Genomic DNA, 24,690 nt, shown 5'->3' with positions numbered 1-24,690 from the left:
CTCCGGCCATCTTGCATTAATCCTTCAGCGTAAGCCGCTGAAGGATCAGAGCATGAGCAGGATGACCCCCAAGGAGATGGCCAGCCGGATCGGCGATGGCCTGTTGTCGTTCCCCGTCACACCGTTTCGACCCGACAACGCGTTCGACGAAACCCGCTACCGCTCCAATCTCGACTGGCTGTGCGGCTATGAGGTGGCAGGACTGTTCGCCGCTGGCGGCACTGGCGAGTTCTTTTCGCTCGGTGCTGCCGAGGTCCTGAAGGTGGTTGCGACGGCGGTGGCCGAGACCAGGGGACGCGTGCCGGTGCTCGCCGGGATCGGCCATGGCACGGCGATGGCGACGCAGCTTGCCATCGCGGTCGAGGGTGCCGGGGCCGACGGCGTGCTGCTCCTGCCGCCTTATCTGGTCTTCTCCGAACAGGAAGGGCTGGCGGCCCATATCGAGGCGGTCTGCAATGCCACCAAGCTCGGCGTCATCGTCTACAACCGCGATAATGCGATCCTGAACGAGGATACGCTCGAAAAGCTGTGCCAGCGCTGCCCCAATCTGGTCGGCTACAAGGACGGCATCGGCGACATCGAGCTGATGACCCGCATCCATCTGCGCATGGGCGCCCGCCTGACCTATATCGGCGGGCTGCCGACGGCCGAGACCTTTGCGCTGCCCTATCTGGAGATGGGCGTCACCACCTATTCCTCCGCCGTTTTCAACTTCGTTCCGGAGTTCTCGACCAAGTTCTACGCTGCCGTGCGGCGCCGCGACCGCGATACGGTGCAGGCCGGCTTGCGCGATTTCATCCTGCCGCTGATCGCGATCCGCAACCGCAAACGCGGCTATGCCGTCTCGATCATCAAGGCCGGCATGAAGGTGATCGGCCGCGACAGCGGCCATGTGCGCTCGCCGCTGACGGATCTGACACCGGCCGAGACTGAGGAACTGGCCGCACTCGTCGCGCGCCTCGAGACATCCGAGTTCGCAAAGCGCGAGCTGGCGGCGGCCTAGGGGCCGCTGCCTTACCGCCGCTGGTTGTATACGTCCAGGCAGACCGCGCCGAGCAGCACCAGGCCCTTGATCACCTGCTGGTAATCGATGCCGATGCCGAGGATCGACATGCCGTTGTTCATCACGCCCATGATCATGGCCCCGATCACGGCGCCGCCGACCTTGCCGACGCCGCCATAGGCGGACGCGCCGCCGATGAAACAGGCGGCGATGACGTCGAGCTCGAAGCCGGCGCCGGCTTTCGGGGTTGCCGTATTGAGCCGCGCGGCGAATACGAGGCCGGCGAGTGCCGCCAGCACGCCCATGTTGACGAAGGTCAGAAACGTCAGCCGCTCGGTCTTGATGCCGGACAAGCTCGCAGCCCTGGCGTTGCCGCCGATGGCATAGATGTGGCGGCCGACCACGGTGCGGGTGGTGACGAAGGCATAGAGCGCGATCAGCGCGGTCATGATCACAAGCACGTTGGGCAGGCCGCGGTGCGACGCGATCAGGCCGGCGAAGAACACGATCACGGCGAACAGCACCGCGCTTTTGGCGACGAAGAAGGCAAAGGGCTCGACCTCGATGCCATGGGAGGCCTGCCGCGCCCGGCTCTTGGCGCTGGTGTAGACCAGCGCCACCGCCAAGACGGCGCCGATCAACAGCGACGTCGGATAGAGCGTGCCGGCGCCGGGAAACAGTTCGGGAATGAAGCCCGAGGACAGTTTCTGGAAGGTTGGTGGAAACGGCCCGACCGACTGGCCCGCGAGGATCGCTAGCGCGAGCCCCTTGAACACCAGCATGCCGGCCAGTGTCACGATGAAGGACGGAATCTTGAAATAGGCAACCCAATAGCCCTGCGCGGCGCCGATCAGCGCCCCCACCAGCAGGCAGGCGAGGAAGGCCAGCGGATAGGCAACGTGATAGCGCACCATCAGCACGGCAGCGACAGCGCCGACGAAGCCCGCCACCGAGCCGACCGACAGGTCGATATGGCCGGTGACGATGATCAAGAGCATGCCAAGCGCCATGATCACGATGTAGCTGTTCTGCAGTACCAGATTGGTCAGGTTCAGTGGCTGCAGCAGCGTGCCGTCGGTCATGACCTGGAAGAACAGCATGATCGCAAACAGCGACAGCAACATGCCGTAGTTGCGCAGATTGTTCTTGATAAAGCCGGTGTGCCCGGGCAGCGCAACGGTCTTGTCGGTCATGACCGCAATTCTCCTTGAAGTACCTTCTTGTCGATTTCCTTGTTGCGCATGATGGCGCGCATGATCCTTTCCTGCGTGGCCTCTGCGGCAGCGAATTCTCCGACAAAGGCGCCGTCATTCATCACGCAGATGCGGTCGCAGACGCCGAGCAGCTCCGGCATTTCCGACGAGATCATCACCACGCCCTTCCCCGCCTCGGCAAGCTCGTTGATGATACAATAGATTTCGTATTTTGCCCCGACATCGATGCCGCGCGTCGGCTCGTCGAGGATTAATACTTTCGGATCGGTCATCAGCCATTTCGACAGCACCACCTTCTGCTGGTTGCCACCGGAGAGCTGGCCGGTCTCCTGATAGACGTCGGAACAGCGAATCCGCATCCGGCTGCGATACTCGCTTGCCACGCGCAGCTCGGACATGTCGTCGATCCTGCCTTGCCGCGACACGCGGCCAAGACTTGCCAGCGTGATGTTCTTGCGGACGTCGCTGTCCAGGATCAGGCCGAGTTGCTTGCGATCCTCGGTGACATATGCAAGCCCGGCATCAATCGCCGCGGACACGCTCGACAGGTTGACCTCCCTTCCATCGAGCCAGACACGTCCGCTGATGCGGTCGCCCCAGGCGCGGCCGAAAAGGCTCATGGCGAATTCGGTGCGGCCGGCGCCCATCAGACCGGCAATCCCGACCACCTCGCCGCACCGGACCTCGAAATCGACGGCCTTGATTACCCGGCGCTCCGGATGCTGCGGGTGATGCACCGTCCAGTCCTGAACGGCGAACACCGGCTCGCCGAGAGTTGCGGTGCGCTGCGGAAAGCGATGCGCCAGGTCGCGATTGACCATGCTGCGGATGATCCGGTCCTCTTCCACCGGCTCGGCCCGACAATCGATGCTGTCGACCGTGCGGCCGTCGCGCAGCACCGTGATTCGGTCGGCGACGCGGGCGACCTCGGATAATTTGTGCGAGATCAGGATCGAGGCGATGCCCTGGGCGCGGAACGCCAGCAGACGGTCGAGGAGCGCCGCGCTGTCGTTCTCGTTCAGACTGGCGGTCGGCTCATCGAGGATGAGTAGCCGCACCCGCTTCGAGAGGGCCTTGGCGATTTCCACCAATTGCTGCTTGCCGACGCCGAGGTCCGTAACCAGCGTATCGGGCATCTCGGTGAGGCCGACCTGGGCAAGCAGCTCCTGGGTTCGGCGATAGACCGTATCGCGGTCGATCACGCCGAGGCGCGAAGGCGGATGCGACAAAAAGATGTTCTCCGCAATCGACATCAGCGGAATCAGCGCCAGCTCCTGGTGGATGATGATGATGCCGAGCGCCTCGGAATCGTTGACGTCGCGGAAGCGCCGCTCCTCGCCGTCAAATATGATGCTGCCTTCATAGTCCCCGTACGGGTAGACGCCGCTGAGAACCTTCATCAGGGTCGACTTGCCGGCGCCGTTCTCGCCGACCAGCGCATGGATCTCCCCGGCCTCCACCGTAAAGTTGACGTCACGCAGGGCCTGCACGCCGGCAAAGCTCTTGCTCACACCGCGCATTTCCAGAATTGCGGTCATCGCGCCATCATATCCTTTATCTCTCTGCTCGCCGCGCAGGCGGGCAAGTGGCGACGCCGGTTATGGCCGGCGCCGCCGTCCTGACTCAGTCGATCTGCGACTTCTTGTAATAGCCGCTGTCGATCAGCACCTTCTCCCAGTTGCTCTTGTCGACGACGACAGGCTTCAGCAGATAGGACGGTACCACCTTGACGCCGTTGTTGTAGGTCTTGGTGTCGTTGACAGTGACCTCCTTGCCGCTAAGGGCGGCGTCCACCATGTCGGCGGTGACGCGGGCAAGATCGCGGGTATCCTTGAAGATGGTCGAATACTGCTCGCCGCGCAGCATCGACTTGATCGACGGGACCTCGGCATCCTGGCCGGTCACGATGGGCATCGGCATGTTGCCGCTGCCATAGCCGACGCCCTTCAGCGACGACAGAATTCCGATGGAGAGGCCGTCATAGGGGGAGAGCACCGCATCCACCCGCTTGCGGCCGTAGAACGCGCTCAAGAGGTTGTCCATGCGGGCCTGGGCGGTGGCACCATCCCAGCGCAGGGTCGAGACCTTGTCCATGCCCATCTGGCCGCTGCCGACGACGAGCTTGCCCTTGTCGATATAGGGCTGCAGCACCGACATCGAGCCGTTGTAAAAGAAGTAGGCGTTGTTATCGTCCGGCGAGCCGCCGAACAGTTCGATGTTGAAGGGCCCCTTGCCTTCCTTCAAGCCGAGCGCCTGCTCGATCGATTGCGCCTGCAGGACGCCGACCTGGAAGTTGTCGAAGGTGGCGTAGTAGTCGACATTTGGCGTATCGCGGATCAGCCGGTCATAGGCGATGACGATGATGCCCTTGGCCTTGGCCTGCTTCAGCACGTCCGACAGCGTGGTGCCGTCGATCGCCGCGATCACCAGCACCTTGGCGCCCTTGGTCACCATGTTTTCGACCTGGGAGAGCTGGTTCGGAATGTCGTCCTCGGCATATTGCAGGTCGGTGCCGTAGCCGCGCTCCTTCAGGATCTTGACGATGTTGTTGCCATCGTCGATCCAGCGTGCCGACGATTTGGTCGGCATGGCGATGCCAACGGTCCCCTTGCTTTGGGCGAACGCCGCGGTGACCCCCGTGGCGGCCATGGTTGCTGCCAGCGCCAGGGCCGACAAGGTTGTCTTCAGATTAGTCATGCTTCTCTCCCTTGATCATCGAGGATCGGTGGTTTCTGGATCGTCAGGCCGCTCAAGGCGGTTCTTCAACTCAAATCATCTCACGCGTTTGGCTGCGCGCCTGGTCTTCCTCCGTCAAGCGGTTGCAAGTTTTACGTCCGGGTCAGCGCGGCCACGCACGGCGACATCGAGCACGAAGGTCCGGCCGTGATCGGGATCGGCGCGTTTTGCATCCTCGGCCATTCCCTGCCAGGCCGAGGTGACCAGCAGACGTGAGAAATCCCGCCCAATGAAGGCAGGACAGCTCGATTGCCGAGCCGGGACGCGCAGCGTGCGCAGATGCTCGCCTTCGGGGCTATAGACATCGATGCAGCCGCCGCCCCAGCGCGCGTTCCAGATCAGCCCGTCGGCATCAACCACTGCGCCGTCGATGCCGCCACCGGTCCGCCGCGTGACCAGTGCGGCAGGCTCGCTGCGCGGCAGGCCGGTCGCCGCATCGAGTTCGACACGAAACAGCACATTCTCGCCTGTGTCGGCGAAGTAGCCGATCGTGCCATCCGGCGAGAAGCAGATCGCGTTTGGGATCGTGACATGGTCATAGAGCCGCGACAGCTCGCCGCGATGCAACGCATAGATGGCGCCGAGCCCCCGCTCCGCCTTGCGTCCCATGGTGCCGATCCAGAAGGTGCCGGATGGATGAACCCTGGCATCGTTCGAGCGCGTCGCGGCATTATCGGCTTCAAGCGAACGGAATAGCGACATTCGTCCATCCGCCGGCTCGCGGATATAGAGGCCGTCGTCGGCGACGAGGAGCTGGCGATGCGCGTCGATCCGCCCAAGTGCGCTGCCCATCACGCCGAGCGAATGGATAGAGATCTGTCCGGTGTCGAGCCGCGCCTCGAACAGCCGGCGCTCAATGATGTCGAACCACCAGGCCGTATCGGTGGCGGCGTCGTAGGTCGGCCCCTCGCCAAGATGGCACCGCTCGCCGCAGAGAACGGTCGTCGGCACCTGTTCTATCCTGGGACCACCAATCATCGTCCGCTCCCTCTGGGCGAATCTACCTCGGATTGTGTCCCGATTGCGCCCTGAATTGCGTGCGTGAAGCGGTACGACGTGGTGTGACGATAGATCTCGCCCGGTGCAAGCCGCGCAGTCGGGAAGTCCGGACGATTGGGCGTATCGGGCCAGGCGTGCGGCTCCAGGCAGATGGCGTCGGATTGACGATAGAGGCGCCCGCCCTTTCCGGCGGTGGTACCATCGAGGAAGTTTCCGGAATAAACCTGCAGGCCGGGCTGGTTGGTGAACAGTTCGAGCACGCGGCCTGATGCTGGCGCGACGAGCCGCGCGGCGAAACGAGGCTCGGCACCTGCCGGCCCGAGACAGAAATTGTGATCATAGCCGCGGCCCACCCGCAATTGTGGATGGTCGTTACGGATCCGCGCTCCAATCTCGACACCGGCGCGGAAGTCGAACGGCGTCCCGTCCACGGCGCTGGGCGGCTGCGGCAACGGGATCGCGCCGGCATCGATGGCGACGAAATGATCCGCTGCCACGGTGAGGCGATGATCGAGAATGTCCCGGCCCGAACGGGCGCCGGAGAGATTGAAGAAGCTGTGATTGGTGAGATTGACGATGGTCAGACGATCGGTTCGCGCCGTCATCTCGAGCGATAGTTCCATCGGCCCCGCAACGCGCCAGGTGACCTCCACGTCCAGCGTGCCGGGATATCCCTCTTCGCCATCGGCGCTGGTATAGGCGAGCGTCACCGCCGGATGATCTCCGTCCTCGATCGCAACGATCCGCCAATTGCGGCGATCAAAACCCTCCGGCCCGCCATGCAACGCATTGGGCCCGTTGTTGGCGGCAAGCTGCACCTCGGCGCCATCGAGCACAAAACGCCCCCCGGCGATGCGGTTGGCGTAACGCCCGACGGTTGCGCCGAAGAACTGCCGGCGGGCGAGATATCCCTCGAAAGTATCATGACCGAGCACGATGTCATCGCGATGTCCGGCGGCATCCGGCACCAGCAACGCCTGCAGGCTTGCGCCATAGGTGATGATGCGCGCTTCCAGTCCGTCCGCGGCCTGCAACGTTACGCGTTCGACCTCGGTGCCATCAGGCAGGACACCGAAGCGGGATCGCACCACGCGAGGGACAGAAGGCATGTTCATGTCTCGTCCTCGAATGGTTCGACCATGCGACGTCGTCCCAGCAGGAACGCGTCGGCGACGAGCTGCAGCGGCGCGAGATCGATGTCGCTTTCGCCGGTCGCGGCGAGCTCGCGGAAACGGCGATAGAGCCCGGCATATTCGGCATCTGGGGCATCGACGAGCTGCTTGTCCCCGGCTTCCAACTTGGCGCCGCCAAGCGAAAGCGTCACGGGCCCGCCGTCGGTGTCGAGATCGATGTCCCAGCTCTGCGGGCCGGTCTGGCGGAAGTCGAATTCGGCCGCAATCCTCAGCCCTTGCGCATCGCTGAGCGCAAGATTGGCGGCGATCGGTGCGTCGCGGTTGGCGGGAAACGCGAGATCGGCCGATGTCACGAACAATGGCTGCGGCACAATCCGCGTCAGGATCGAGAGCGCGTTGATGCCGGGATCGAACACGCCGAGTCCGCCTGCTTCAAAGATCCAGGCCTGTCCGGGATGCCAGACCCGCACGTCTTCCTTCCAGGTGATCTTGACCGATGTGATCTTTCGACCAGCCAGCAACTGCCGCGCCGGCTCGACGGCCGGCGCAAACCGCGAGTGCCAAGTGGCGAACAGCGTGCGCTGCGCGGCCGTGGCCGCGATCATCAGCGGCTTGATTTCGGCCACCGTGGCGCCCGGTGGCTTTTCCAGCATCACATGCTTGCCGGCGGCCAACGCCGTCGTCGCCTGGGCATGGCGGACCTGCGGCGGCGTACACAGCGCCACCGCATCGATCGGCGGACCGTCGCGCAGGAGTTCGTCGAGCGTCGCCGCATGTGGCACGCCCGGAAGCGAGGCATTGCGGCTGGCGACGGCAACGAGCTCCACGCCGTCGGTCGCTGCGATCGCCGGCACGTGCTGGTCGCGCGCGATCTTGCCGAAGCCGACGATGGCGACGCGAAGCGGATTCATGATTGCTCTCCAGATTCAACCGCTGCCGCCGCAGCGCCTGACGACGGCGAAACATCCTCATGGCGCCGCAATCCATTATGGATCACCTCCGTCATGGCGGCGGTGGCCGCCTCGGCATCGCCGCTTGCGATCGCATCGACGATGCGTTGGTGCCACAACAGCACCGTCTCGCGGTCCTGCGTTTCGACCGGCGCGCTGAGCAGGAAGGAGGCGCGGAGTGCCGCTTCGATGACGTTGCCGATCGAACGCATGAACAGATTGCCGGACGCATTGGCGACGGCCAGGTGCAGCGCAAGGTCGCCGTCGGCAAAACCGACGGAGTCGGAAGCCTCACGCCGCATCCGCTCCATGCTCCGGTTCAGTTCGGCGATGTCGGCCTCCGAGCGGCGGCTGGCGGCAAGCGCCGCCGCCCGCGGTTCGACCGCGAGGCGGATCTCGGCGAGATCGTTGAGAAAGCGCCGGTCGATGCCGGCATCGAGATGCCAGGCCAGCACGTCGGCATCGAACATGTTCCAGGCACCGCGCTCGCGCACCACGGTGCCGACCCGCGCCTTGGTGGTGAGTAGCCCCTTCGCGACCAGCGTTTTGACGCTCTCGCGCAACACCGGCCGCGAGACGCCGAACATCGCCGTGAGCTCGGCATCGCCCGGCAGGCGGACACCTTCGGCATAACGGCCGGCGATGATATCGACACCGATGCTGCGGGCGACCTCGGCGTGGTTGGAATGCGCGCGCCGCGTCGGGATGACGACAAGCCGGGACGTCATGATTTGAGGACTCCTGCCTTACGGGGGCCGCTGCGGCGGGCGATGCCCAGCATGGCCTGCTGCAGCGCGATGAAGGCGAACAGTAGGATACCGGTCACGATCTTGGTCCACCAGCTCGACAAGGTTCCATCGAAATTGATGTAGGTCTGGATCAAGCCCTGAATCAGCACACCAAGCAAGGTGCCGACCACAGAGCCCTGGCCGCCGGTCAGCAAGGTGCCGCCGATCACCACGGCCGCGATGGAATCGAGCTCGACGCCGACGGCGGACAGCGAGTAACCCGCCGCGGTGTAGAACGAGAACACGATTCCGGCGAGCCCGGCCAGGACGCTCGACAGCATATAGATGCGCACCGTCATCGATCCGACCGGGATGCCCATCAGCGCCGTGGTCGTGCGGCTGCCACCAAGCGCATAGACGTTGGCGCCAAAGCGGGTGAAATGCAGCAGCACGGCGCCAGCCGCGACCACCGCGAGCATGATGAGGGCGATGGCGGTGAGCCGCCCTCCTCCGGGCAGCCGCAGCGCGAAATCCGACACCGTCGAATAGAGCGGCGCTGATATCGGCGTTGATTCCGTCGACATCAGGAAGCTGGCGCCGCGGGCGAGGAACATCCCTGCCAGCGTGACGATGAAAGGCGGCATGTCGAAGACGTGGATGATGGCGCCCATCGCTGCTCCGAAGGCGGCGCACAGCAGGAGGATCGCGGCAAAGGCGATCAGCGGCGGCACACCGAGCCGCTCGATCGCCAGCGCGACGAACACGGTGGTGAATCCGATCACCGAGCCGACCGAGAGATCGATGCCGCCGGAAATGATCACGAAGGTCATGCCGGTGGCGACTATGCCGAGAAAGGCGTTGTCGGTCAGCAGATTGGCCACCACGCGGGTCGAAGCGAAATTGGGAAATTGCGCCGTGCAGAGCGCAAACCCGGCGACGAAGACGAGGGCTGTGATCGCGACTGGCGGCAGACCCCTCATTGGCGGGCCCTCCCCAGCACGGCACCGACGCTGGCGAGCCACGGCGATTGCAGCAGCAGGACGATCAGCACGACGGCCGCCTTCACCAGCAGATTGAACTCCGGCGGATAGCCCGACAGCAGGATGCCCGTGTTCATGGCCTGGATGATCAGCGCCCCGACCATCGCCAGCACCAGGCTGAAGCGCCCGCCGAACAGCGAGGTGCCGCCGATCACCACCGCAAGGATCGCGTCGAGTTCGAGCCAGAGCCCGGCATTGTTGGCATCCGCGCCCATGATGTCAGCGGCGGCGATGACGCCGGCGAGCGCCGCGCACAGGCCGCACCACACATAGACCGCAAGGATCATGGCGCGCGTGCCGATCCCGGCCAATTCGCTCGCCCTGGCATTGCCGCCGGTCGCCTCGATCAGCAGGCCGAGCGCGGAGCCACGGACCACCGCGCCTGTGACGATCAACATGCCGAGGACGACGGCTACCGGCGTCGGGGCGCCGAACACGGCGCCGTTGCCGAGCCAGACTAGATCCGGCGCGGTGAAGGTGACGATGCGGCCCTCCGTGATGAGCTGCGCGACGCCGCGGCCCGCCACCATCAGGATCAAGGTGGCAACGATCGGCTGGATGCCGAGCACCGCAACAAGAAAGCCATTCCATAGTCCGCACAACAGCCCAGCCCCGAGCGCAGCCGCGAGCGCGATCGGCAGGCCATGCTGGTCGGCGAGACTCGCGGCGATCGCGCCTGATATCGCCATGACCGCCCCCACCGACAGATCGATGCCGCGCGTGGCGATAACGAGCACCATGCCCAGGGAAAGCAGCGCGACCGGCGCGCCGCGGTTCAGGACATCGATCAGGCTGCCGAACAGCCGCCCGTCCAGCATCCGCAGATCAAAGAATTGCGGCGAGACGGCGCGGTCGATCACAAGGATCACCAACAGGGCGATGATCTGGGGAAGGCCCCGGCTTTGCAGCAGTCTTTGCATCATGGCTACCCGGCCTCCGCACCGGCCGTGCCAGCCACCGCAATCGCTGCAAGGATATTGGTGACGTCGACGGCTTCCCCTTCCAGCTCATCGACATGGGCGCGATCGCGCAGCACGACCACCCGGTCCGAATAGGTCACGATCTCGTCGAGCTCGGACGAGATCACGAGCAGCGCCAGGCCGTCATCGCAGAGTTCGCGAATCAATCGAATGATCTCGGCATGGGCGCCGACATCAATGCCGCGGGTCGGCTCGTCGAGCACCAAAAGACGCGGCGCAGTGGCGAGCCAGCGGGCGAGCAGCACCTTCTGCTGGTTGCCGCCGGACAATAACCCGATCGAGCGTTCCGGCTCGGGCGGGCGGATGTCGAGCAGGCGAATGAAACCCATCGCGATCTCATCCTGCTCGGCGCGAGACAGCGGCTTTGCCAGGCCGCGCTTGGCCTGCAGCGCCAGCACGATGTTTTCCCGCACGGTAAGATCGGCAATGATGCCCTCGGTCTTGCGCTCTTCGGGACAATAGCCGAAGCCATGGGCGACGGCATCGCGCGGCGAAAGCAGCCGGACCGGCTTGCCTTCGACGGTGACGCTGCCGCTGTCGGCGCGCTCGGCGCCGAATACCAGGCGCGCGGTTTCGGTGCGGCCCGAGCCGAGCAGGCCGGCGAGCCCGACCACCTCGCCGCGGCGAAGCGAAAGATTGAACGGCGCGACATAGCCGGCCTTGCCATAGCCGTCGAAGCGCGCGCATACGTCTCCCGCCTTCCGATCCTGCGCCGCTGCGCGCTCGCGGGTCGTCTCGGCGAGTTCGCGGCCGAGCATCATGCGGATCAGTTCGATCCGCGGCAGCTCGGCGGTCGTCCGCTCGCCGATCAATCGGCCGTTGCGCAGCACCGTGATGCGGTCAGAGATCTCATAGACCTGATCGAGAAAATGCGTGACGAAGATGACGCCGATGCCACGCTGCGCCAGCTTGCGCATCACCGCGAACAGGACTTCGACCTCGTGGCGATCGAGGCTCGCGGTCGGTTCGTCGAGGATCAGCACGCGCGCCGACTGGTCGACGGCGCGGGCTATCGCGGTGATGTGCTGGACAGCGACCGAATAGTTCCCGAGCGGCTCGGCGACATCGATATGAAGGTCGAACTCAGCAAGCAGCGCAGCGGCGTGGCGGCGCATCTCGGCCTCGCGCACCAGGCCGAACCGCGTCGGCTGCCTGCCGAGATAGAGGTTTTGCGCCACCGACAAGTTAAGGAGCAGGTTGACCTCCTGATAGACGGTGGCGATCCCCGCATCGAGCGCGGCCTTGGCCGTGCGCGGCGCGACTTCGGCACCGTCCAGCCTGACAATGCCGGCATCGCGCGGAAAGACGCCGGTCACCGCCTTGATCAGGGTCGATTTGCCTGCGCCGTTCTCGCCGAGCAGCGCGTGAATTTCGCCGGCCCGCAAGGTGAAATCCACCTGCTGCAGGGCGCGCAGCGTGCCAAAACTCTTGCTCAAGGCCCGTACCTCGAGCAGCGCATGGCCAGGGTCGGAATGTGCATTCATGCCGACATCACTCCCACCGACATTCGCGTCGAACGCGAATGCCGGCATGTTCGCCTTGAGGCGGATTCATCGAGAACGCTTGGGCCGCCGGGCCGGTCCTTAAACCTCCCGGCGGCGCAAAGGCGGCCGGTCAGTAGCCGAGCCCTTTCTTGCTGTCATAGATCTTCTGCGGATCATCAGCCGCCGTGTAGAGCTTCGATTCCGTTTGGATCCACTTTGGCGGTACCGCTCCCTTCGCCTTGTAGGCCATGATGGCGTCGAGCGCGGGGCCTGCCATGTTCGGCGTCAGCTCCACGGTGGCGTTGGCTTCTCCGGCGGCGATCGCCTTGAAGATGTCGGGCACGGCATCGATCGACACCGTCAGGATGTCCTTGCCCGGCTTGAGGCCGGCCTCCTTCATCGCCTGGATCGCACCGACCATCATGTCGTCGTTGTGAGCATAGACCGCACAGATGTTCTTCCCGCCGCCTTCGGCCTTGATGAAGCTCTCCATCACTTCCTTGCCCTTGGCGCGGGTGAAGTCGCCGGTCTGGCTGCGCACCACCTTGAGATTGGCGTTCTTGGCGACGACACTGTCAAAGCCCTTCTTGCGGTTGGTTGCGACGCTGGCGCCGACCGTGCCCTGCAGCTCGACGACATTGCACGGCTTTCCGCTCACGGCCTTCGCCAGCCATTCGCCGGCGACCGCACCTTCGTGCACGCTGTCCGAGGTGACTGCGGTGAGATAGAGCTCCTTGCCCGACGGATCGATGTCGCGGTCGAGCAGCACGACCGGGATCTTGGCTTCCTTGGCCTCCTTCAGCACCGCATCCCAGCCGCTCGACACGACAGGCGCGAGGAAGATGGCATCGACACCCTGGGCGATGAAGGAGCGGATCGCCTGATCTGGTTCTCCTGCTTCTGCTGGGCATCGGCGATCTTCAGGGTGACCTTGCGCTTGGCGGCCTCCGATTTGGCGACGGAAGTCTCCGCTGCCCGCCAGCCGGATTCGGATCCGATCTGGGAGAAGCCGACAGTAAGTTCAGCGGCGGTTGCGGGAAGCGAGAGCGTGATGGCGGCCAGGGCGGTGGCCGCAAGGAGGGCTTTGGAGGTCATAGGCGCGTTCTCCCAAAATGATTGCTCAGGGTGCCTGCATCTCCGAATTCGGTATCAAGGCACCTTTGGCGCTGTCCGTTGGCGGCAGCGCGGGGAATATTCCACGTAAGGACGGCCCTGACTAGTCATATTATTTTACTATTGGTTCCTCAATGACCGTGCTCGCGTGGCCGAAGGCCGAATCCGAACCGTGACTTCTGCGCGAGGGACCGCTTGATCGGAGGCCTGGTTTGACCTTGATTGCCCCGCTCCTGATGCCGCCAGCGAATAAGGATTCAACATGCAGCGCGCCACCGCGAAACCGCTCTATATCCGCATGCATGCGGACGATAACGTCGCGATCGTCGCGAACCGCGCAGGGCTGCATCCGGGCGCCGAGTTCTCGTGCGGCTTGCGGCTTGTCGAACAGATCCCGCAAGGCCACAAGGTTGCCCTCGCCGATATAAGAGAAGGCGAAGCCATTCGCCGCTACGGCGAGGTCATCGGCTATGCCGATGCGCCAATCGCGAAGGGAAGTTGGGTCAGGGAATCGCTGGTGCGGATGCCCAACGCGCCATCGTTTGACAATCTGCCGAAATCCAATGGCGCTGCGATCAGGCTGCCGCCGCTGGAAGGCTACACGTTCGAAGGCTATCGCAATGCCGATGGCTCGGTCGGCACCCGCAACATCCTCGCGATCTCGACCAGCGTGCAATGCGTCGCCGGCACGGTCGAGTTTGCGCTGGAGCGGATTCGAAAGGAGCTGTTGCCGAAATATCCCAATGTCGACGGCGTGGTGGCGATCACGCATGCCTATGGCTGCGGCGTCGCTATCAACGCGCCGGGTGCCGCTGTTCCGATCCGCACGCTGCAGAACCTGGCGCGCAATCCCAATTTTGGCAGCGAGGTGATGATTGTCGGCCTCGGCTGCGAGAAGCTGCAGCCCGAGCTGCTGCTGCCCGAGGGCATGAGCGCCGACGACGAGATCATGCGCATGCAGGACGAAGGCCTCACCGGCTTCGGCGAAATCGTCGACGAGATCGTGCAGATGGCGGATGCGCGTCTCAAGGTGCTGAACGAGCGGCGCCGCGAAACCTGCCCGGCATCGGCGCTGGTGGTCGGCATGCAATGCGGCGGCAGCGATGCGTTCTCGGGTGTGACCGCCAATCCGGCGCTTGGATTCGCTGCTGATCTTCTGGTCCGCGCCGGCGCCACCGTGATGTTCTCCGAAGTGACCGAGGTACGCGATGCCATCCACCTCCTGACGCCGCGCGCGGCCAACCAGGAGGTTGCGGACGCGCTGGTGCGTGAGATGGCCTGGTATGACCGTTACCTCGCCGGCGGCGAGGCCGATCGCAGCGCCAACACCACGCCGGGCAACAAGGAGGGCGGCCTGTCCAACATCGTCGAGAAGGCGATGGGTTCGGTGATCAAGTCCGGTACCAGCCCGATCGCGGGCGTGCTCGCCCCTGGCGAGCGCGCCAGCCAGAAAGGACTGATTTTTGCGGCGACGCCGGCCAGCGATTTCGTTTGCGGCACGCTGCAGCTCGCCTCGGGCATGACGCTGCACGTCTTCACCACCGGCCGCGGCACGCCCTATGGACTTGCCGCCGTGCCGGTCATCAAGGTCTCCACGCGCAGCGAGCTGAAGCAACGCTGGCACGATCTGATCGATGTCGACGCCGGCAGCATTGCAACCGGCGACGCCACGATCGAAGACGTCGGCTGGGAGATCTTCCGCCTCATTCTCGACGTGGCAAGCGGCCGCGAGACCTGGGCAGAGCACTGGAAGCTGACCAACGCGCTCGCGCTGTTCAACCCCGGTCCGGTGACCTGACCGCGATACAAGGCAAGAGGCGCAGGCCTGGCCGCCGCGACCGGCGGCGGCCATCAGCGGCTAGGCCGCCATCAGCCGTTCGATATCGGGTATCGGATGGGACGTTAGCTCCTTCGGAATCTCGCCCACGATCCGCTCGGTCACTTCGGCATGAAAGGCCTGCCGAAGATTGCCGAGCACCTTCGCGGGCGCCACAACGACGAGCTTTTCGAAGCGGTTGCCATGGGCAAGGCGATAGAGCGCCTCGGCAATGGCGTCGGCGAACCGCTCCTCTGCGATATAATGCCAGTCGGCTTGCTCCATGGCACTTCGAGCCGAGCCGACGCTCCCGATCGACCGCCCGGGACGGTCGGTTCCCTGCTCGCGTGTTGCCGGATTATCCTGCTCGAGAACGTGCTCTACCTCAAGGTTGAGCTGCTGGGGGGTACCTTTGTTGCGGAGAAAGAGGGCCTTTTTTCCATCGCCGATGAGGACGAGCGTATTGTGGGATATGCGGGGTTTCACTTCCGTGGCCATTATTGTTGCTCCATGTGGCCCCAACGCATGAACGCCGCGTGAGTTGCCTGTGCGACGGTGAAACCTCGCAAGCCGGCGTCAGCGCCCGATATCGCTGAACTTTAACCTCTTCCGCTGCATGGAAAACAAGGAAGCACCACGATCGATCGCGGAGACACGACGGCGGAGAGAGGCAAGGACCGCCTCCCTCCTCCACTGGCTTACGTGTCAGTCGTCGATTTCCTCGATGATCCGACGCTCGCCGGGCTCGATGATATACATCCGATCGTCGCGCTCGATGTAGCGATACTCACGCAGCCGAGGCGATTCCCGATAAACCTCATCCGGGAATGACCTGATCTCGACCGAGTCCGGCAAGCGATCGCCGACGCGCACGCGCGTGGACGTGGCGCTGCCCGTGGTGCGCTGCTCGGTTCTGGTCGAACGCTGCTCCGTCCTGGACGAGCGCGCATGTTTGCGGACAACCTCCCTGTCGCGATCCGAGAAGGTCTCCTTGCGTGGTGTCGGGGCAGCCGCGGTCGATTGGCCGCCGCGCGGCAGCACATCGACGATCTTGTAGGTCGCGGGATCGACAATCACGATATCCTCGCGAACCAGGATGAAGTTGTAGCCGCGGTATTGCGGCATCACCTCGACGACTTCGGCTGGCAGCGGCTCGAAATGCACATCGCGCGGTACCACGGTGCCCACCGACAAGGAGAAGTTGACGTTGGTCACCGGCTTGACATTCAGCCGGCTGATCGACGTGCTTACGCGGGTACGCTGACTCTCAGTCAGATTGGCCGAGACGTTGACGTTCGTCCGCGATTGCGCGGTGTTGGTCTGCGTGTTTGAAGGTTGAGCCGCCGTATTGGCCGAAGGCTGTGCAGACCCGCTGTTGGTCGTATTGGCCGGACCGGTCGATTGCTGCGTGCTGGTCGACTGGTTGCTGGCCGGCGGCGCTGTATTGGTCTGCGCTTGCGAGGGCTGTGAAGACGCGCCCGGTTGCTGAGCCTGTGATGGTTGCTGCGACGGCTGCTGAGCCTGCTGCTGTTGCGCCGGCGGGTTGGCCGCATTGCCGTCGGATCTCGTCTGCGACGCCGCGCCGGATTGAGAGGCAGCAGGCTGGTTTGACTGAGCCTGCGGACGCGGCGAGTCAGCCGTGGCATTTGTCGGCTGTTGCTGTGTGTCCGACCTGCCGCTTGGGGTATCTGGCGGTGTCGCAGGCGATGGCGCCGCCTTGGGTGACTGGTTTTGCGCCGACGGCGCATTGGTTCTTTGCTGATCACTCGGTGATTGGGCGAATGCGCTTGTGCCTAGCATCAGCCCGGCGATGGCGCCGGCTAACAGGCTGTTTTTCATGTTCCGCTCCTCGTTCCGTTCTTGGAAGATTGGGTCTTCCGACGGAACGATAACTCTGCGCTTCTTGACGCTGTTCCTTCCTCTATGCAGTGCGCCTATTCACGGAACCTCCACCTCGTTGGTTTCTGCGATCGGAACCAAAGCGGATGCGGCGCTTTGAGCCCCGGGCAGCATTCGAACAAGGAGGAACTTATGCGGAAGATTGCAATCGGCTTGTTGGCCGGCGCGGGAACGCTCGTGATCGGCAGCGCAAATGCATCTGACGTCTATACCGAGAGTGAATATACGAACTCCGATCTGATACAGCAGGTCCGCATGGTCTGTGACGACAATGGACGCTGCTATCGCACGCGCGGCGGCAGCCGAGTGATCGTACGGGATTCATACGCCTATGCGCCGCGCGAGCGATATATCGAACATCGGCGCTATCGCGATTGGGATGACGGACCTCGGGCCGGCGTCGGAATCCGCGCTCCTGGCGTGAGCGTGGGTGTTGGCGTCGACAACGACCGCTGGTAGCAGATCCAGGAGAGATTTCGGCAGAGATTTCAGCTCGGCTGAAGTCTCTCCTTATCACATCTGGAAAATTTCATGTGGCCGCAGGAACGGCGGTCGGCGATGCCTGTTAGCGGGTGAAGCAACGGACAGATGGAGAGATTCCCATGAAAGTTTCCGATGCGATGACGCCAGAGGTTCAACTCTGTACTCCCGACGATACGTTGAAGGACGCCGCGCAGGCCATGGCAGCGCTCGGCGTCGGGTTGTTGCCGGTGACCGACAACAACCGCCTGGTCGGCATGATCTCCGATCGCGATATCGCGATCCGCGGTATCGGCATGGGCCGAGGACCCGAGGCACGGGTCGGCGATGCAATGACGGCCGATGTGAAATACTGCTACGAAGATCAGGATCTCGACGAGGTGAGTGCGAACATGGGCGACATTCAGGTTCGCCGTCTGCCGGTCCTCAATCGCAACAAACAGCTTGTCGGCATCATTGCGTTGGGCGATATCGCGCTGGTGCAAGGCGGTAACGGCACGGGAGCAGCGTTGGGCCGAATTTCACGCCCGGGCGGCCAGCATGCACAGGTTTGATCTGCGCGAAGCCGATCGGACAGCGCTGTCCTGGAATAAGCGGCCATGAAGCGCTTTGAAGGAAAGGTCGCGATCATCACCGGCGCGGCCTCCGGCATTGGCGAAGCCACCGCGCGGCGCTTCTCGTCGGAAGGCGCGCGCGTCGCCCTGGTGGATCGCAACGAAATGTTGCTGGCCAATGTCGCGAAGGATATGCCGGCGCAACTCACTATGGCGCATCTCGCTGACGTCTCCGATAGCGACGCTGTCGACGCCATGGTGACGACCGTCGCGAAGCGCTTTGGACGGCTGGATGTCCTGGTCAACAATGCCGGCGTGTACGAAGGCGGCGACCCCGCCGAAATCAGCAACGATCAGTGGCGTACCGTGATGGCGACCGACCTCGACGGCGTCTTCTACGGCTGCCGCGCCGCCCTGCCGCATCTCGAAAAGACAAGGGGTTCGATCGTCAATACCGCCTCGGTATCCGGAACCGGGGGCGACTGGGCAACCAGTCCCTACAACGCCGCCAAGGGCGCCGTCGTCAACCTGACGCGGTCGCTGGCGCTGGACCTCGGCAGGAAAGGCATTCGGGTCAATTCCGTCTGTCCCAGCCTGACGCGGACCGGCATGACCGCCGACATGATGGAAGATGAGGAGCTGATGGCCAAGTTCCGGGAGCGAATTCCGCTCGGACGAGTTTGCGAGCCGCACGAAGTTGCCGCCGTCATTGCGTTTCTCGCCAGCGACGAGGCCAGTTTCGTAACGGGGGCAAATGTGGCCGTGGACGGCGGCGTTTCCGCTTCCAACGGCCAGCCGCCGCTGGCGTAGTAGCGCTGCCCCGCTTTTTCATGAGGTCACGGGAACCCCCGTCAGCCGCCCGCCGTTCTATCTCTGCCCATCATGCGGACAGGGGGGGACGCGGGCGGAGCGGCGAACATCGATGACACCAAGACTGACATTCCCTCGAAACCGCAAAATCTCCTCGCCCCGAAATCCCGAGCGCTACCGGTTTCGCGCACTCGATGACTTCGGAGATGAATTGCTGGACGACTGGATGGTGGCCTATCCGGCCGCCGATCTGACCCGGTCGGACTGAGTCCTTCAAGACTTCGCTGCACGCTTCTTCGAGCGTTTCTTTGACCCCTTCTTGGGCACCTTGGCGCCTTTCTTCCGCGCTTGCGACAGGCCGATCGCGATCGCCTGCTTCCTGCTTTTCACCTTCTTGCCGGATCGGCCGCTCTTCAGCGTGCCGGATTTGCGCTTCTTCATGGCGCGGCCGACCTTCTTTGCCGCTCCCTTTGAATATCTTCGTTTCTTTGCCTTCTTCGCCATCTTACTCATCCTCGCTGTTCAACAGATCGCGCGGGCGTTGCCTTGCAGGCACTCTAAGTGCCCGCTACCAATGCGCGGCCGCGCATTTTAGTGCTTCCCGACCGTCTTTCCCGCAGCCAACTCCTGCGCCATTTGGAAATGGTGGCGCAGCGTCGGAAGCATCTTGTTCGCCCACTCCTTCAGTTTCGGATGATCGCCGCCCTTGGCGTAGCGCTCGAACAGCGATACGGCGTCCTTGTGACCGCTCACCTGATCGAGCTGATAGCGGGCGCTGAAATCGCCGCTCTTGAGCGCTTTCAATTTGTCGATCTTGCTCTGGTGCGTACTGTCGAGCTCGGTCGGCAACGTCACCTTCACGTCACCGCTCGAAACCATTGCTTTCAAATCGCTTGCCGTCTTCTCATGATCCTTGATCATGGTGGCGGCAAAAGATTTATCGGCCGCATCGCCGCGCTGCTGCGCGAGCTGGCTGGACTGGATCTCGAACATGTCGCTGATCGCAGCCTGTTTCACGAAATCTTCCGTTGCCGGAGTGATTCCGAGAGTTGAGTTAATCCCGGTCTTCTCTCCGACCGACTGCGCCATGGTGGGTGTCGCCAGAAGAACGAGCGCAAAGCATGAGGCAAGATATTTCATTTCGAGTCCCTCTTCTCTAGCTGGGCTAATTCCGGCAGCTTCCGTATCAATCTGCGATATTCTCGATCGTTCCCTTGCGCGGTTGCCGGTCGGGCCGGCTGCCGGCCCCGGTTCTTGCCGCGCGGGACTCCCCTGCCCGACAGTGGTCAGCGTTTCGAACCATATTTCCGGATACTATGTGTCAGGGATCGGACAGACGACGAACGGCCTGCAGGCTATTTTTGCAGGGGCTGCCGGACGTTCTCGAAATCCGATTCGTTACGGCGCTCTTCGATTGCAGAGATCTCGATCGTTTAACGGATAAGATCGGGCCACCGGCATGAGCCTAACTGTCATTCGGATTGCAATGCGGATCGGAATGTCCAGCGCACTCATCACCCTCGGCGCCGTCAACCTCTTCCTTGTCATCAGACATATGGCCTGGGTCGGATGACGCTGCCGCCTCCGATTTTTACCCTGGATATCGCTGGAAAACCCATTCTGGCTTTCGAAGCCAAGAACTTGCGAGAATCTCAGCAACTTTGTCATGAGCGCTGGCTGCGTCAGGACATCGCGGACCTGATGTCGAATGGCGTATCGCTGTGGGACGGCAAGGCGCGCCTCCGGGTGCGCCGCTCGACCGAGCGCGAAATTGCCATGTACCGCGAAGCCGCGCGGGATGCCGCGCAGCCGCAGGGCGACCTGCTGCTGGCCTATCTCGTGGAGCTCGACGACCTTCGAGAGAAGTCCGGCCGGGCGTGATCCTCACGTACCTACCATCGTCGAATGGCTGCCTTCGCTCGGTAGTCAGCGCGATCGCTCGGCAATGGCATCCAATCCACTCGAAGCTACAGGCGGTGCTTCCCGATGCAGGAACAACTCCCTGTCTCCGATCATTTTCATGCTGATCGGATAGCGGAGGATTTCGACGATGAGAGCATGGGCGCGGCATGGCGAGGACAATATCCGCTGCATCAAGGTCGTTCTGAAGCCGTGATGCCATGCCCCGGGTACTGATTGGCACGTCGGGCTGGCACTACGATTCCTGGCGCGGGCCGTTCTTTCCCAAGGGCCTGCCGCTCAAGCAGCAATTGCCATTTTATGCCGGTCAGTTTCCGACGACCGAATTGAACGGCGTGTTTTACCGGACGCCAACTCCGGAGGCCGTAAAGAGCTGGCGAGCCCAGACCGGGCGTGATTTCGTTTTCGCCTGGAAGGCATCCAAATTCATCACCCACTGGAAGCGCCTGTCGGAGAATTCGGTCAACAGCCTCGAACTGCTTGAAAGCCGCCTCTCCCTGCTCGGCAGGAAAGCAGGGCCGGTGCTGTTTCAGCTACCTCCGAACTTCCACGCCAATGCCGATCGCCTTGCCTCCTTCTTTAAACTACTCTCGAGGAAGCGCCGCTACAGTTTCGAATTCAGGCATCCGAGCTGGTACGAGCCCGGAATAATCCGGCTGCTGCGCGAGCAAAACATCTCGCTTTGCATCTCCGACCATCATGACGCACCGGCACCCTGGAAGCGCACCGCCGATTTCGTCTACGTCCGCGGGCACGGTCCTGGGGGCCGCTACAAGGACCACTACGGCGAGGCCGCTCTTGCCGATTGGGCCCGTCGCATCAGATCCTGGAAAAGGCAGGGCTGCGACGTGTTCGTCTACTTCGACAATGACCAGAAAAGCGCTGCTCCGGCTGATGCCCGGCGCCTGATGGAGCTGATGTGACACAACTGATCGCGGCGGAACCCGGGAACCAACGGGTCGATCCGCTGTTGGTCTTCGACTATTATTCAGTTACCGGGTTTTTGGATGAGCCATTTCGCCGATCGCCGCAGCAGGTCGCTATGGATGGAGGTCGCAGTCGCCCCCAACGCAGCACCGCTGCAAAGCGACAGCGAGTGCGACGTCGTCGTGATTGGCACGGGGATCGCAGGAATTTCTACCGCCTACGAGCTCACCATCGAGGGATTACGCGTCACGCTGATCGACCGCAGTGATATCGCCGGCGGCATGACGGCGCGAACCACGGCGCATCTCGGCTCACCTTGCGACGACCTGATCTCGGCGCTGATCAGACTTCGCGGCGAAGACGTTTCGCGTCTTTTCCATGAAAGCCAGTCGGCTGCGATCGATCGCATCGAAGAGGTGCAGAACAGGGAATCCATCGAATGCGATTTCCGGCGGCTCGACGGCTATCTCTTTCAGGCGCTCAATACCGATTCAAAAATCATCGATGACGAATTGGAAGCAGCTCGCAAGGTGGGCGCGCATGTCCATCGGCTCGTTGGCGTCCCATTCTCACACTGCGAGCAACAACACGTGCTGCGCTACCCGCGGCAGGGTACGTTTCATCCTCTGAAATATCTCAAAGCGCTTGCCGCGATCGTCGAAGCGAAGGGTGGGACGTTCCACGCCGGCACGGTGGTCGAGTCCATCGAAGAGCGCGACGACGGCAAGGTGGTCGTCTCAACCGGCGGCGGCAAGGTCGTGGCGCGCGCGGCGGTGGTGGCGACGAACTCGCCGATTGTGGATCGATTTGCCTTGCACACCAAGATGGCGCCCTATCGCACTTATGCGATGGCGTTTTCGATCCGGAAGGATGCTATTCCTGATGCCCTGTACTGGGACACGCTGGATCCCTATCACTATGTGCGGCTGCAACCGGGCGAAGGGCAGACCGACTACGTGATCGTCGGCGGCGCCGATCACAAGAGCGGTGAAGCCGACGATGCCGAGGTGCGTTTTCAGAGCCTCGAAGCCTGGGCCCGCAACCTGATCCCTCACGTCCAGGACGTCACCCACCGGTGGTCGGGGCAAGTTCTAGAGACCATCGATTATGCGGGCTTCATCGGCAGGAATCCAGGGAACGACAATATCTACGTGCATACCGGCGATTCCGGCCAGGGCATGACCCACGGCGTGGTGGGTGCTATGATCAACTCAGCATTGATCCTCGGCCGCGACGCAAAGTGGGCCGAGGTTTACGAGCCCTCGCGCAAGACCCCTGCGGCCGTCGGCAATTTCATCAAGGAGAACCTGACCCCCTTGAAGAATTTCGCCGAATATCTCGCGCCTGGCGAGCTGAGCGCAGTGGGCGATTTGAAAGCCGGCCATGGCGCCATCATCCGGCACGGCCTCAGCAAGATCGCCGCCTATCGCGATGAGGCCGGCAAGCTCTACGCCCGTTCCGCAGCCTGCACGCATATCGGCTGCCACCTGCACTGGAATTCGTTCGAGACATGCTGGGACTGCCCGTGCCACGGGTCTCACTTCGCATTCGACGGCACGCCGCTCAACGCTCCCGCGGTCAGCCCGCTGGCCGGGGCTGACATCGCGGATCAGCCATAACCTCCCATGCTGCCGTCAGCGGAAATTGCGCGGCAGGCTGTTATGGATATCGGTGGCGGCGACGGCAGCGTGACCAGTCGCGACCGCGATCTGGTGCAGGTCTGAAACGGCGTCTCCGATGGCGTAGAGTCCGGCTACGTTTGTGCGTTGACGTGCGTCGACTTCGAGGCAGCCGGTATCATTGTGGCGGGCGCCGAGTTTCCGCCCCAGCTCGGAGCGGACCTCGCAGCCCAAAACGGGATAGATCACGTCGAATGCCTCGACCGTCCCGTCACTCAAGGATACCGTCATGTGGCCGTTCTGCTTGCGGAAGGCCACGGCGCGCGCCTTGGGAAAGCGTATGCCGGCTTGCGACAGCTCGCGGGCGAGCTGGTCGCAGCAGCCCTCGCCATCCAGCGTCAGCAGCGTGACGTCCTTGGAATAGGTGCGCAGAAACAGCGCCTTCGTGCCCGCCTCATTGGCGTTTCCCAGTACCGCGATGCGCCGGTCTGAGGCCTCGAATCCGTCGCAGATCGGACAATATCGAACCAGCCCGTTGCCAACCGCCTGCTGAAGCTCGGGATTGCCGAGGTCGTGATCGATCAATCCGCTCGCCATCACAACCCGCTTTGATCCGATGATCCCCCGGGAACACGTTGCCTCGAAGCCGTCCTCCACGCGCAGCAATGCCGTAATCCGATCACCGATGATCTCGACGCCGTAGGCCTTTGCCTGTGAGGTGAGCGCCTCAAGCAGGCGCGGGCCGGCAATTCCATCCGCAAAGCCCGGATAGTTGTGCGTCTCCGGAATCAGCGCCGCCCGGCTTTCCCCGCTATCAACGACGACGACCTGGCGCCGGTACCGCGCCAGATAGATCGCGCAGGTCAACCCTGCCGGCCCGCCGCCGATGATCAGCGCATCAAGATCTTTCGGTTCAAATCGTGGCATCGGCTTCACCGCCCTTCCCGGCGAACCAAGCGCGACGAGCATCGCAACGTTCCCCGCGGGCGGCGGGCATTGGGGGCGCCGGCATGGCAGGGCCGCACAGGAACGAAGACGTCGGTCGGACATTGACTTTGTCCAAGCTGCAATACGCGCAGGTCAACACCATGAGTAAGATCAAACGAACGGCGCGCCAGGCTAAAGGGAAAGCCAAGGAAGCGATTGCCGAGGTGCTTGGCGACGGCAAGCTGCAAGAAGAAGCCAAGACCGAGCAACGCGAGGGCGAGGAAGAGGACAAGGAACCCAGCAGCCTCAACCCATTTGGAAACCTCCATCGCCTGACCTAGCCGCGGCACGAATGCTG

General features: G+C 63.1%; 25 protein-coding genes and 1 pseudogene. 10 read left to right on the top strand and 16 right to left on the bottom strand.

The genetic code is table 11. The features are described from left to right. Positions 1-52: 52 nt before the first annotated feature. The gene (kdgD, locus tag HCN50_RS06030; RefSeq protein WP_171708719.1) at positions 53-1,003 is read left to right on the top strand and encodes a 5-dehydro-4-deoxyglucarate dehydratase; all 951 of its coding nucleotides are present in this window, start codon (positions 53-55) and stop codon (positions 1,001-1,003) included. An 11-nt stretch (positions 1,004-1,014) separates the two neighbouring features. On the opposite strand, the gene mmsB is transcribed toward kdgD, so the two are convergent. The 11 genes and pseudogenes from mmsB to ytfQ all read right to left on the bottom strand — a co-directional run bounded on the left by mmsB (position 1,015) and on the right by ytfQ (position 13,362). Next, positions 1,015-2,196: a multiple monosaccharide ABC transporter permease gene (gene mmsB, locus HCN50_RS06025; RefSeq protein ID WP_171708718.1), complete on the bottom strand. Its 1,182-nt coding sequence runs from the start codon at positions 2,194-2,196 to the stop codon at positions 1,015-1,017. Continuing rightward, on the bottom strand, positions 2,193-3,755 hold the full coding sequence (gene mmsA / locus HCN50_RS06020; protein WP_171708717.1) for a multiple monosaccharide ABC transporter ATP-binding protein: 1,563 nt from the start codon (positions 3,753-3,755) through the stop codon (positions 2,193-2,195). Before mmsA ends, mmsB begins: the two co-directional genes overlap by 4 nt. A gap of 85 nt (positions 3,756-3,840) precedes the next feature. Continuing rightward, positions 3,841-4,914, bottom strand: coding sequence for a multiple monosaccharide ABC transporter substrate-binding protein (gene chvE / locus HCN50_RS06015; protein ID WP_171708716.1), 1,074 nt, complete (start codon positions 4,912-4,914; stop codon positions 3,841-3,843). A 114-nt stretch (positions 4,915-5,028) separates the two neighbouring features. Further along, complete coding sequence (locus HCN50_RS06010; protein WP_171709184.1) at positions 5,029-5,913, bottom strand: SMP-30/gluconolactonase/LRE family protein; 885 nt, start codon at positions 5,911-5,913, stop codon at positions 5,029-5,031. Between the two features lie 14 nt (positions 5,914-5,927). Next, positions 5,928-7,061, bottom strand: a complete 1,134-nt coding sequence (locus tag HCN50_RS06005) for an aldose epimerase family protein (protein ID WP_171708715.1) — start codon at positions 7,059-7,061, stop codon at positions 5,928-5,930. Positions 7,062-7,063: 2 nt separating this feature from the next. Further along, entirely contained in the window at positions 7,064-7,996 is a 933-nt protein-coding gene (locus tag HCN50_RS06000; RefSeq protein ID WP_171708714.1) for a Gfo/Idh/MocA family protein, read from the bottom strand. Further along, the gene (locus HCN50_RS05995; protein ID WP_171708713.1) at positions 7,993-8,763 is read right to left on the bottom strand and encodes a FadR/GntR family transcriptional regulator; all 771 of its coding nucleotides are present in this window, start codon (positions 8,761-8,763) and stop codon (positions 7,993-7,995) included. Before HCN50_RS05995 ends, HCN50_RS06000 begins: the two co-directional genes overlap by 4 nt. Next, the gene (gene yjfF, locus HCN50_RS05990; RefSeq protein ID WP_171708712.1) at positions 8,760-9,743 is read right to left on the bottom strand and encodes a galactofuranose ABC transporter, permease protein YjfF; all 984 of its coding nucleotides are present in this window, start codon (positions 9,741-9,743) and stop codon (positions 8,760-8,762) included. Before yjfF ends, HCN50_RS05995 begins: the two co-directional genes overlap by 4 nt. Then, positions 9,740-10,723, bottom strand: a complete 984-nt coding sequence (locus HCN50_RS05985) for an ABC transporter permease (RefSeq protein ID WP_376700268.1) — start codon at positions 10,721-10,723, stop codon at positions 9,740-9,742. Before HCN50_RS05985 ends, yjfF begins: the two co-directional genes overlap by 4 nt. Before the next feature lie 5 nt (positions 10,724-10,728). Next, entirely contained in the window at positions 10,729-12,267 is a 1,539-nt protein-coding gene (locus HCN50_RS05980) for a sugar ABC transporter ATP-binding protein (protein ID WP_171708710.1), read from the bottom strand. Positions 12,268-12,397: 130 nt separating this feature from the next. Next, positions 12,398-13,362, bottom strand: a pseudogene (ytfQ, locus tag HCN50_RS05975) (galactofuranose ABC transporter, galactofuranose-binding protein YtfQ). Positions 13,363-13,642: 280 nt separating this feature from the next. Here ytfQ and garD point away from each other — a divergent pair. After that, positions 13,643-15,178 carry a galactarate dehydratase gene (gene garD, locus HCN50_RS05970; protein WP_171708709.1) on the top strand — a complete coding sequence of 512 codons (1,536 nt, stop codon included), beginning with the start codon at positions 13,643-13,645 and terminating at the stop codon, positions 15,176-15,178. Between the two features lie 60 nt (positions 15,179-15,238). Here the strand turns inward: garD and HCN50_RS05965 are convergent, their stop codons facing one another. After that, entirely contained in the window at positions 15,239-15,694 is a 456-nt protein-coding gene (locus HCN50_RS05965) for a host attachment family protein (RefSeq protein WP_171708708.1), read from the bottom strand. Positions 15,695-15,901: 207 nt separating this feature from the next. Further along, positions 15,902-17,035 carry a DUF1236 domain-containing protein gene (locus HCN50_RS05960; protein WP_171708707.1) on the bottom strand — a complete coding sequence of 378 codons (1,134 nt, stop codon included), beginning with the start codon at positions 17,033-17,035 and terminating at the stop codon, positions 15,902-15,904. A gap of 192 nt (positions 17,036-17,227) precedes the next feature. Here HCN50_RS05960 and HCN50_RS05955 point away from each other — a divergent pair, with 192 nt between their 5' ends. The 4 genes from HCN50_RS05955 (at position 17,228) to HCN50_RS05940 (ending at position 19,207) form a co-directional block, all read left to right on the top strand. Then, positions 17,228-17,554 carry a hypothetical protein gene (locus HCN50_RS05955; protein ID WP_171708706.1) on the top strand — a complete coding sequence of 109 codons (327 nt, stop codon included), beginning with the start codon at positions 17,228-17,230 and terminating at the stop codon, positions 17,552-17,554. A gap of 143 nt (positions 17,555-17,697) precedes the next feature. Then, positions 17,698-18,129, top strand: coding sequence for a CBS domain-containing protein (locus HCN50_RS05950; RefSeq protein ID WP_171708705.1), 432 nt, complete (start codon positions 17,698-17,700; stop codon positions 18,127-18,129). A gap of 45 nt (positions 18,130-18,174) precedes the next feature. Then, positions 18,175-18,939, top strand: coding sequence for a meso-2,3-butanediol dehydrogenase (gene budC, locus HCN50_RS05945; RefSeq protein ID WP_171708704.1), 765 nt, complete (start codon positions 18,175-18,177; stop codon positions 18,937-18,939). A gap of 112 nt (positions 18,940-19,051) precedes the next feature. Then, positions 19,052-19,207, top strand: a complete 156-nt coding sequence (locus HCN50_RS05940; RefSeq protein WP_171708703.1) for a hypothetical protein — start codon at positions 19,052-19,054, stop codon at positions 19,205-19,207. Positions 19,208-19,212: 5 nt separating this feature from the next. On the opposite strand, the gene HCN50_RS05935 is transcribed toward HCN50_RS05940, so the two are convergent. Together HCN50_RS05935 and HCN50_RS05930 are read right to left on the bottom strand one after the other, a co-directional pair. Then, positions 19,213-19,443 carry a DUF6496 domain-containing protein gene (locus tag HCN50_RS05935; protein WP_171708702.1) on the bottom strand — a complete coding sequence of 77 codons (231 nt, stop codon included), beginning with the start codon at positions 19,441-19,443 and terminating at the stop codon, positions 19,213-19,215. Between the two features lie 87 nt (positions 19,444-19,530). Further along, positions 19,531-20,079 carry a DUF4142 domain-containing protein gene (locus HCN50_RS05930; RefSeq protein WP_171708701.1) on the bottom strand — a complete coding sequence of 183 codons (549 nt, stop codon included), beginning with the start codon at positions 20,077-20,079 and terminating at the stop codon, positions 19,531-19,533. A gap of 429 nt (positions 20,080-20,508) precedes the next feature. Here HCN50_RS05930 and HCN50_RS05925 point away from each other — a divergent pair, with 429 nt between their 5' ends. From HCN50_RS05925 to HCN50_RS05915, 3 genes are all read left to right on the top strand, one after another. Continuing rightward, the gene (locus HCN50_RS05925) at positions 20,509-20,820 is read left to right on the top strand and encodes a hypothetical protein (RefSeq protein ID WP_171708700.1); all 312 of its coding nucleotides are present in this window, start codon (positions 20,509-20,511) and stop codon (positions 20,818-20,820) included. Between the two features lie 239 nt (positions 20,821-21,059). Beyond that, positions 21,060-21,782, top strand: coding sequence for a DUF72 domain-containing protein (locus HCN50_RS05920; RefSeq protein ID WP_171708699.1), 723 nt, complete (start codon positions 21,060-21,062; stop codon positions 21,780-21,782). Between the two features lie 84 nt (positions 21,783-21,866). Next, positions 21,867-23,405 carry an FAD-dependent oxidoreductase gene (locus HCN50_RS05915; protein WP_171708698.1) on the top strand — a complete coding sequence of 513 codons (1,539 nt, stop codon included), beginning with the start codon at positions 21,867-21,869 and terminating at the stop codon, positions 23,403-23,405. Between the two features lie 15 nt (positions 23,406-23,420). Here the strand turns inward: HCN50_RS05915 and HCN50_RS05910 are convergent, their stop codons facing one another. After that, positions 23,421-24,332: an NAD(P)/FAD-dependent oxidoreductase gene (locus tag HCN50_RS05910; protein WP_171708697.1), complete on the bottom strand. Its 912-nt coding sequence runs from the start codon at positions 24,330-24,332 to the stop codon at positions 23,421-23,423. Between the two features lie 128 nt (positions 24,333-24,460). Between HCN50_RS05910 and HCN50_RS05905 the strand changes: the two genes are divergently transcribed. Next, positions 24,461-24,673 carry a CsbD family protein gene (locus HCN50_RS05905; RefSeq protein WP_171708696.1) on the top strand — a complete coding sequence of 71 codons (213 nt, stop codon included), beginning with the start codon at positions 24,461-24,463 and terminating at the stop codon, positions 24,671-24,673. Positions 24,674-24,690 lie beyond the last annotated feature (17 nt).

It is taken from the genome of Bradyrhizobium archetypum, assembly GCF_013114835.1.
GTDB lineage: Bacteria > Pseudomonadota > Alphaproteobacteria > Rhizobiales > Xanthobacteraceae > Bradyrhizobium > Bradyrhizobium archetypum.
The sequence above is the reverse complement of the archived record's forward strand: the minus strand, read 5'-3'. Positions and strand labels throughout refer to the sequence as shown.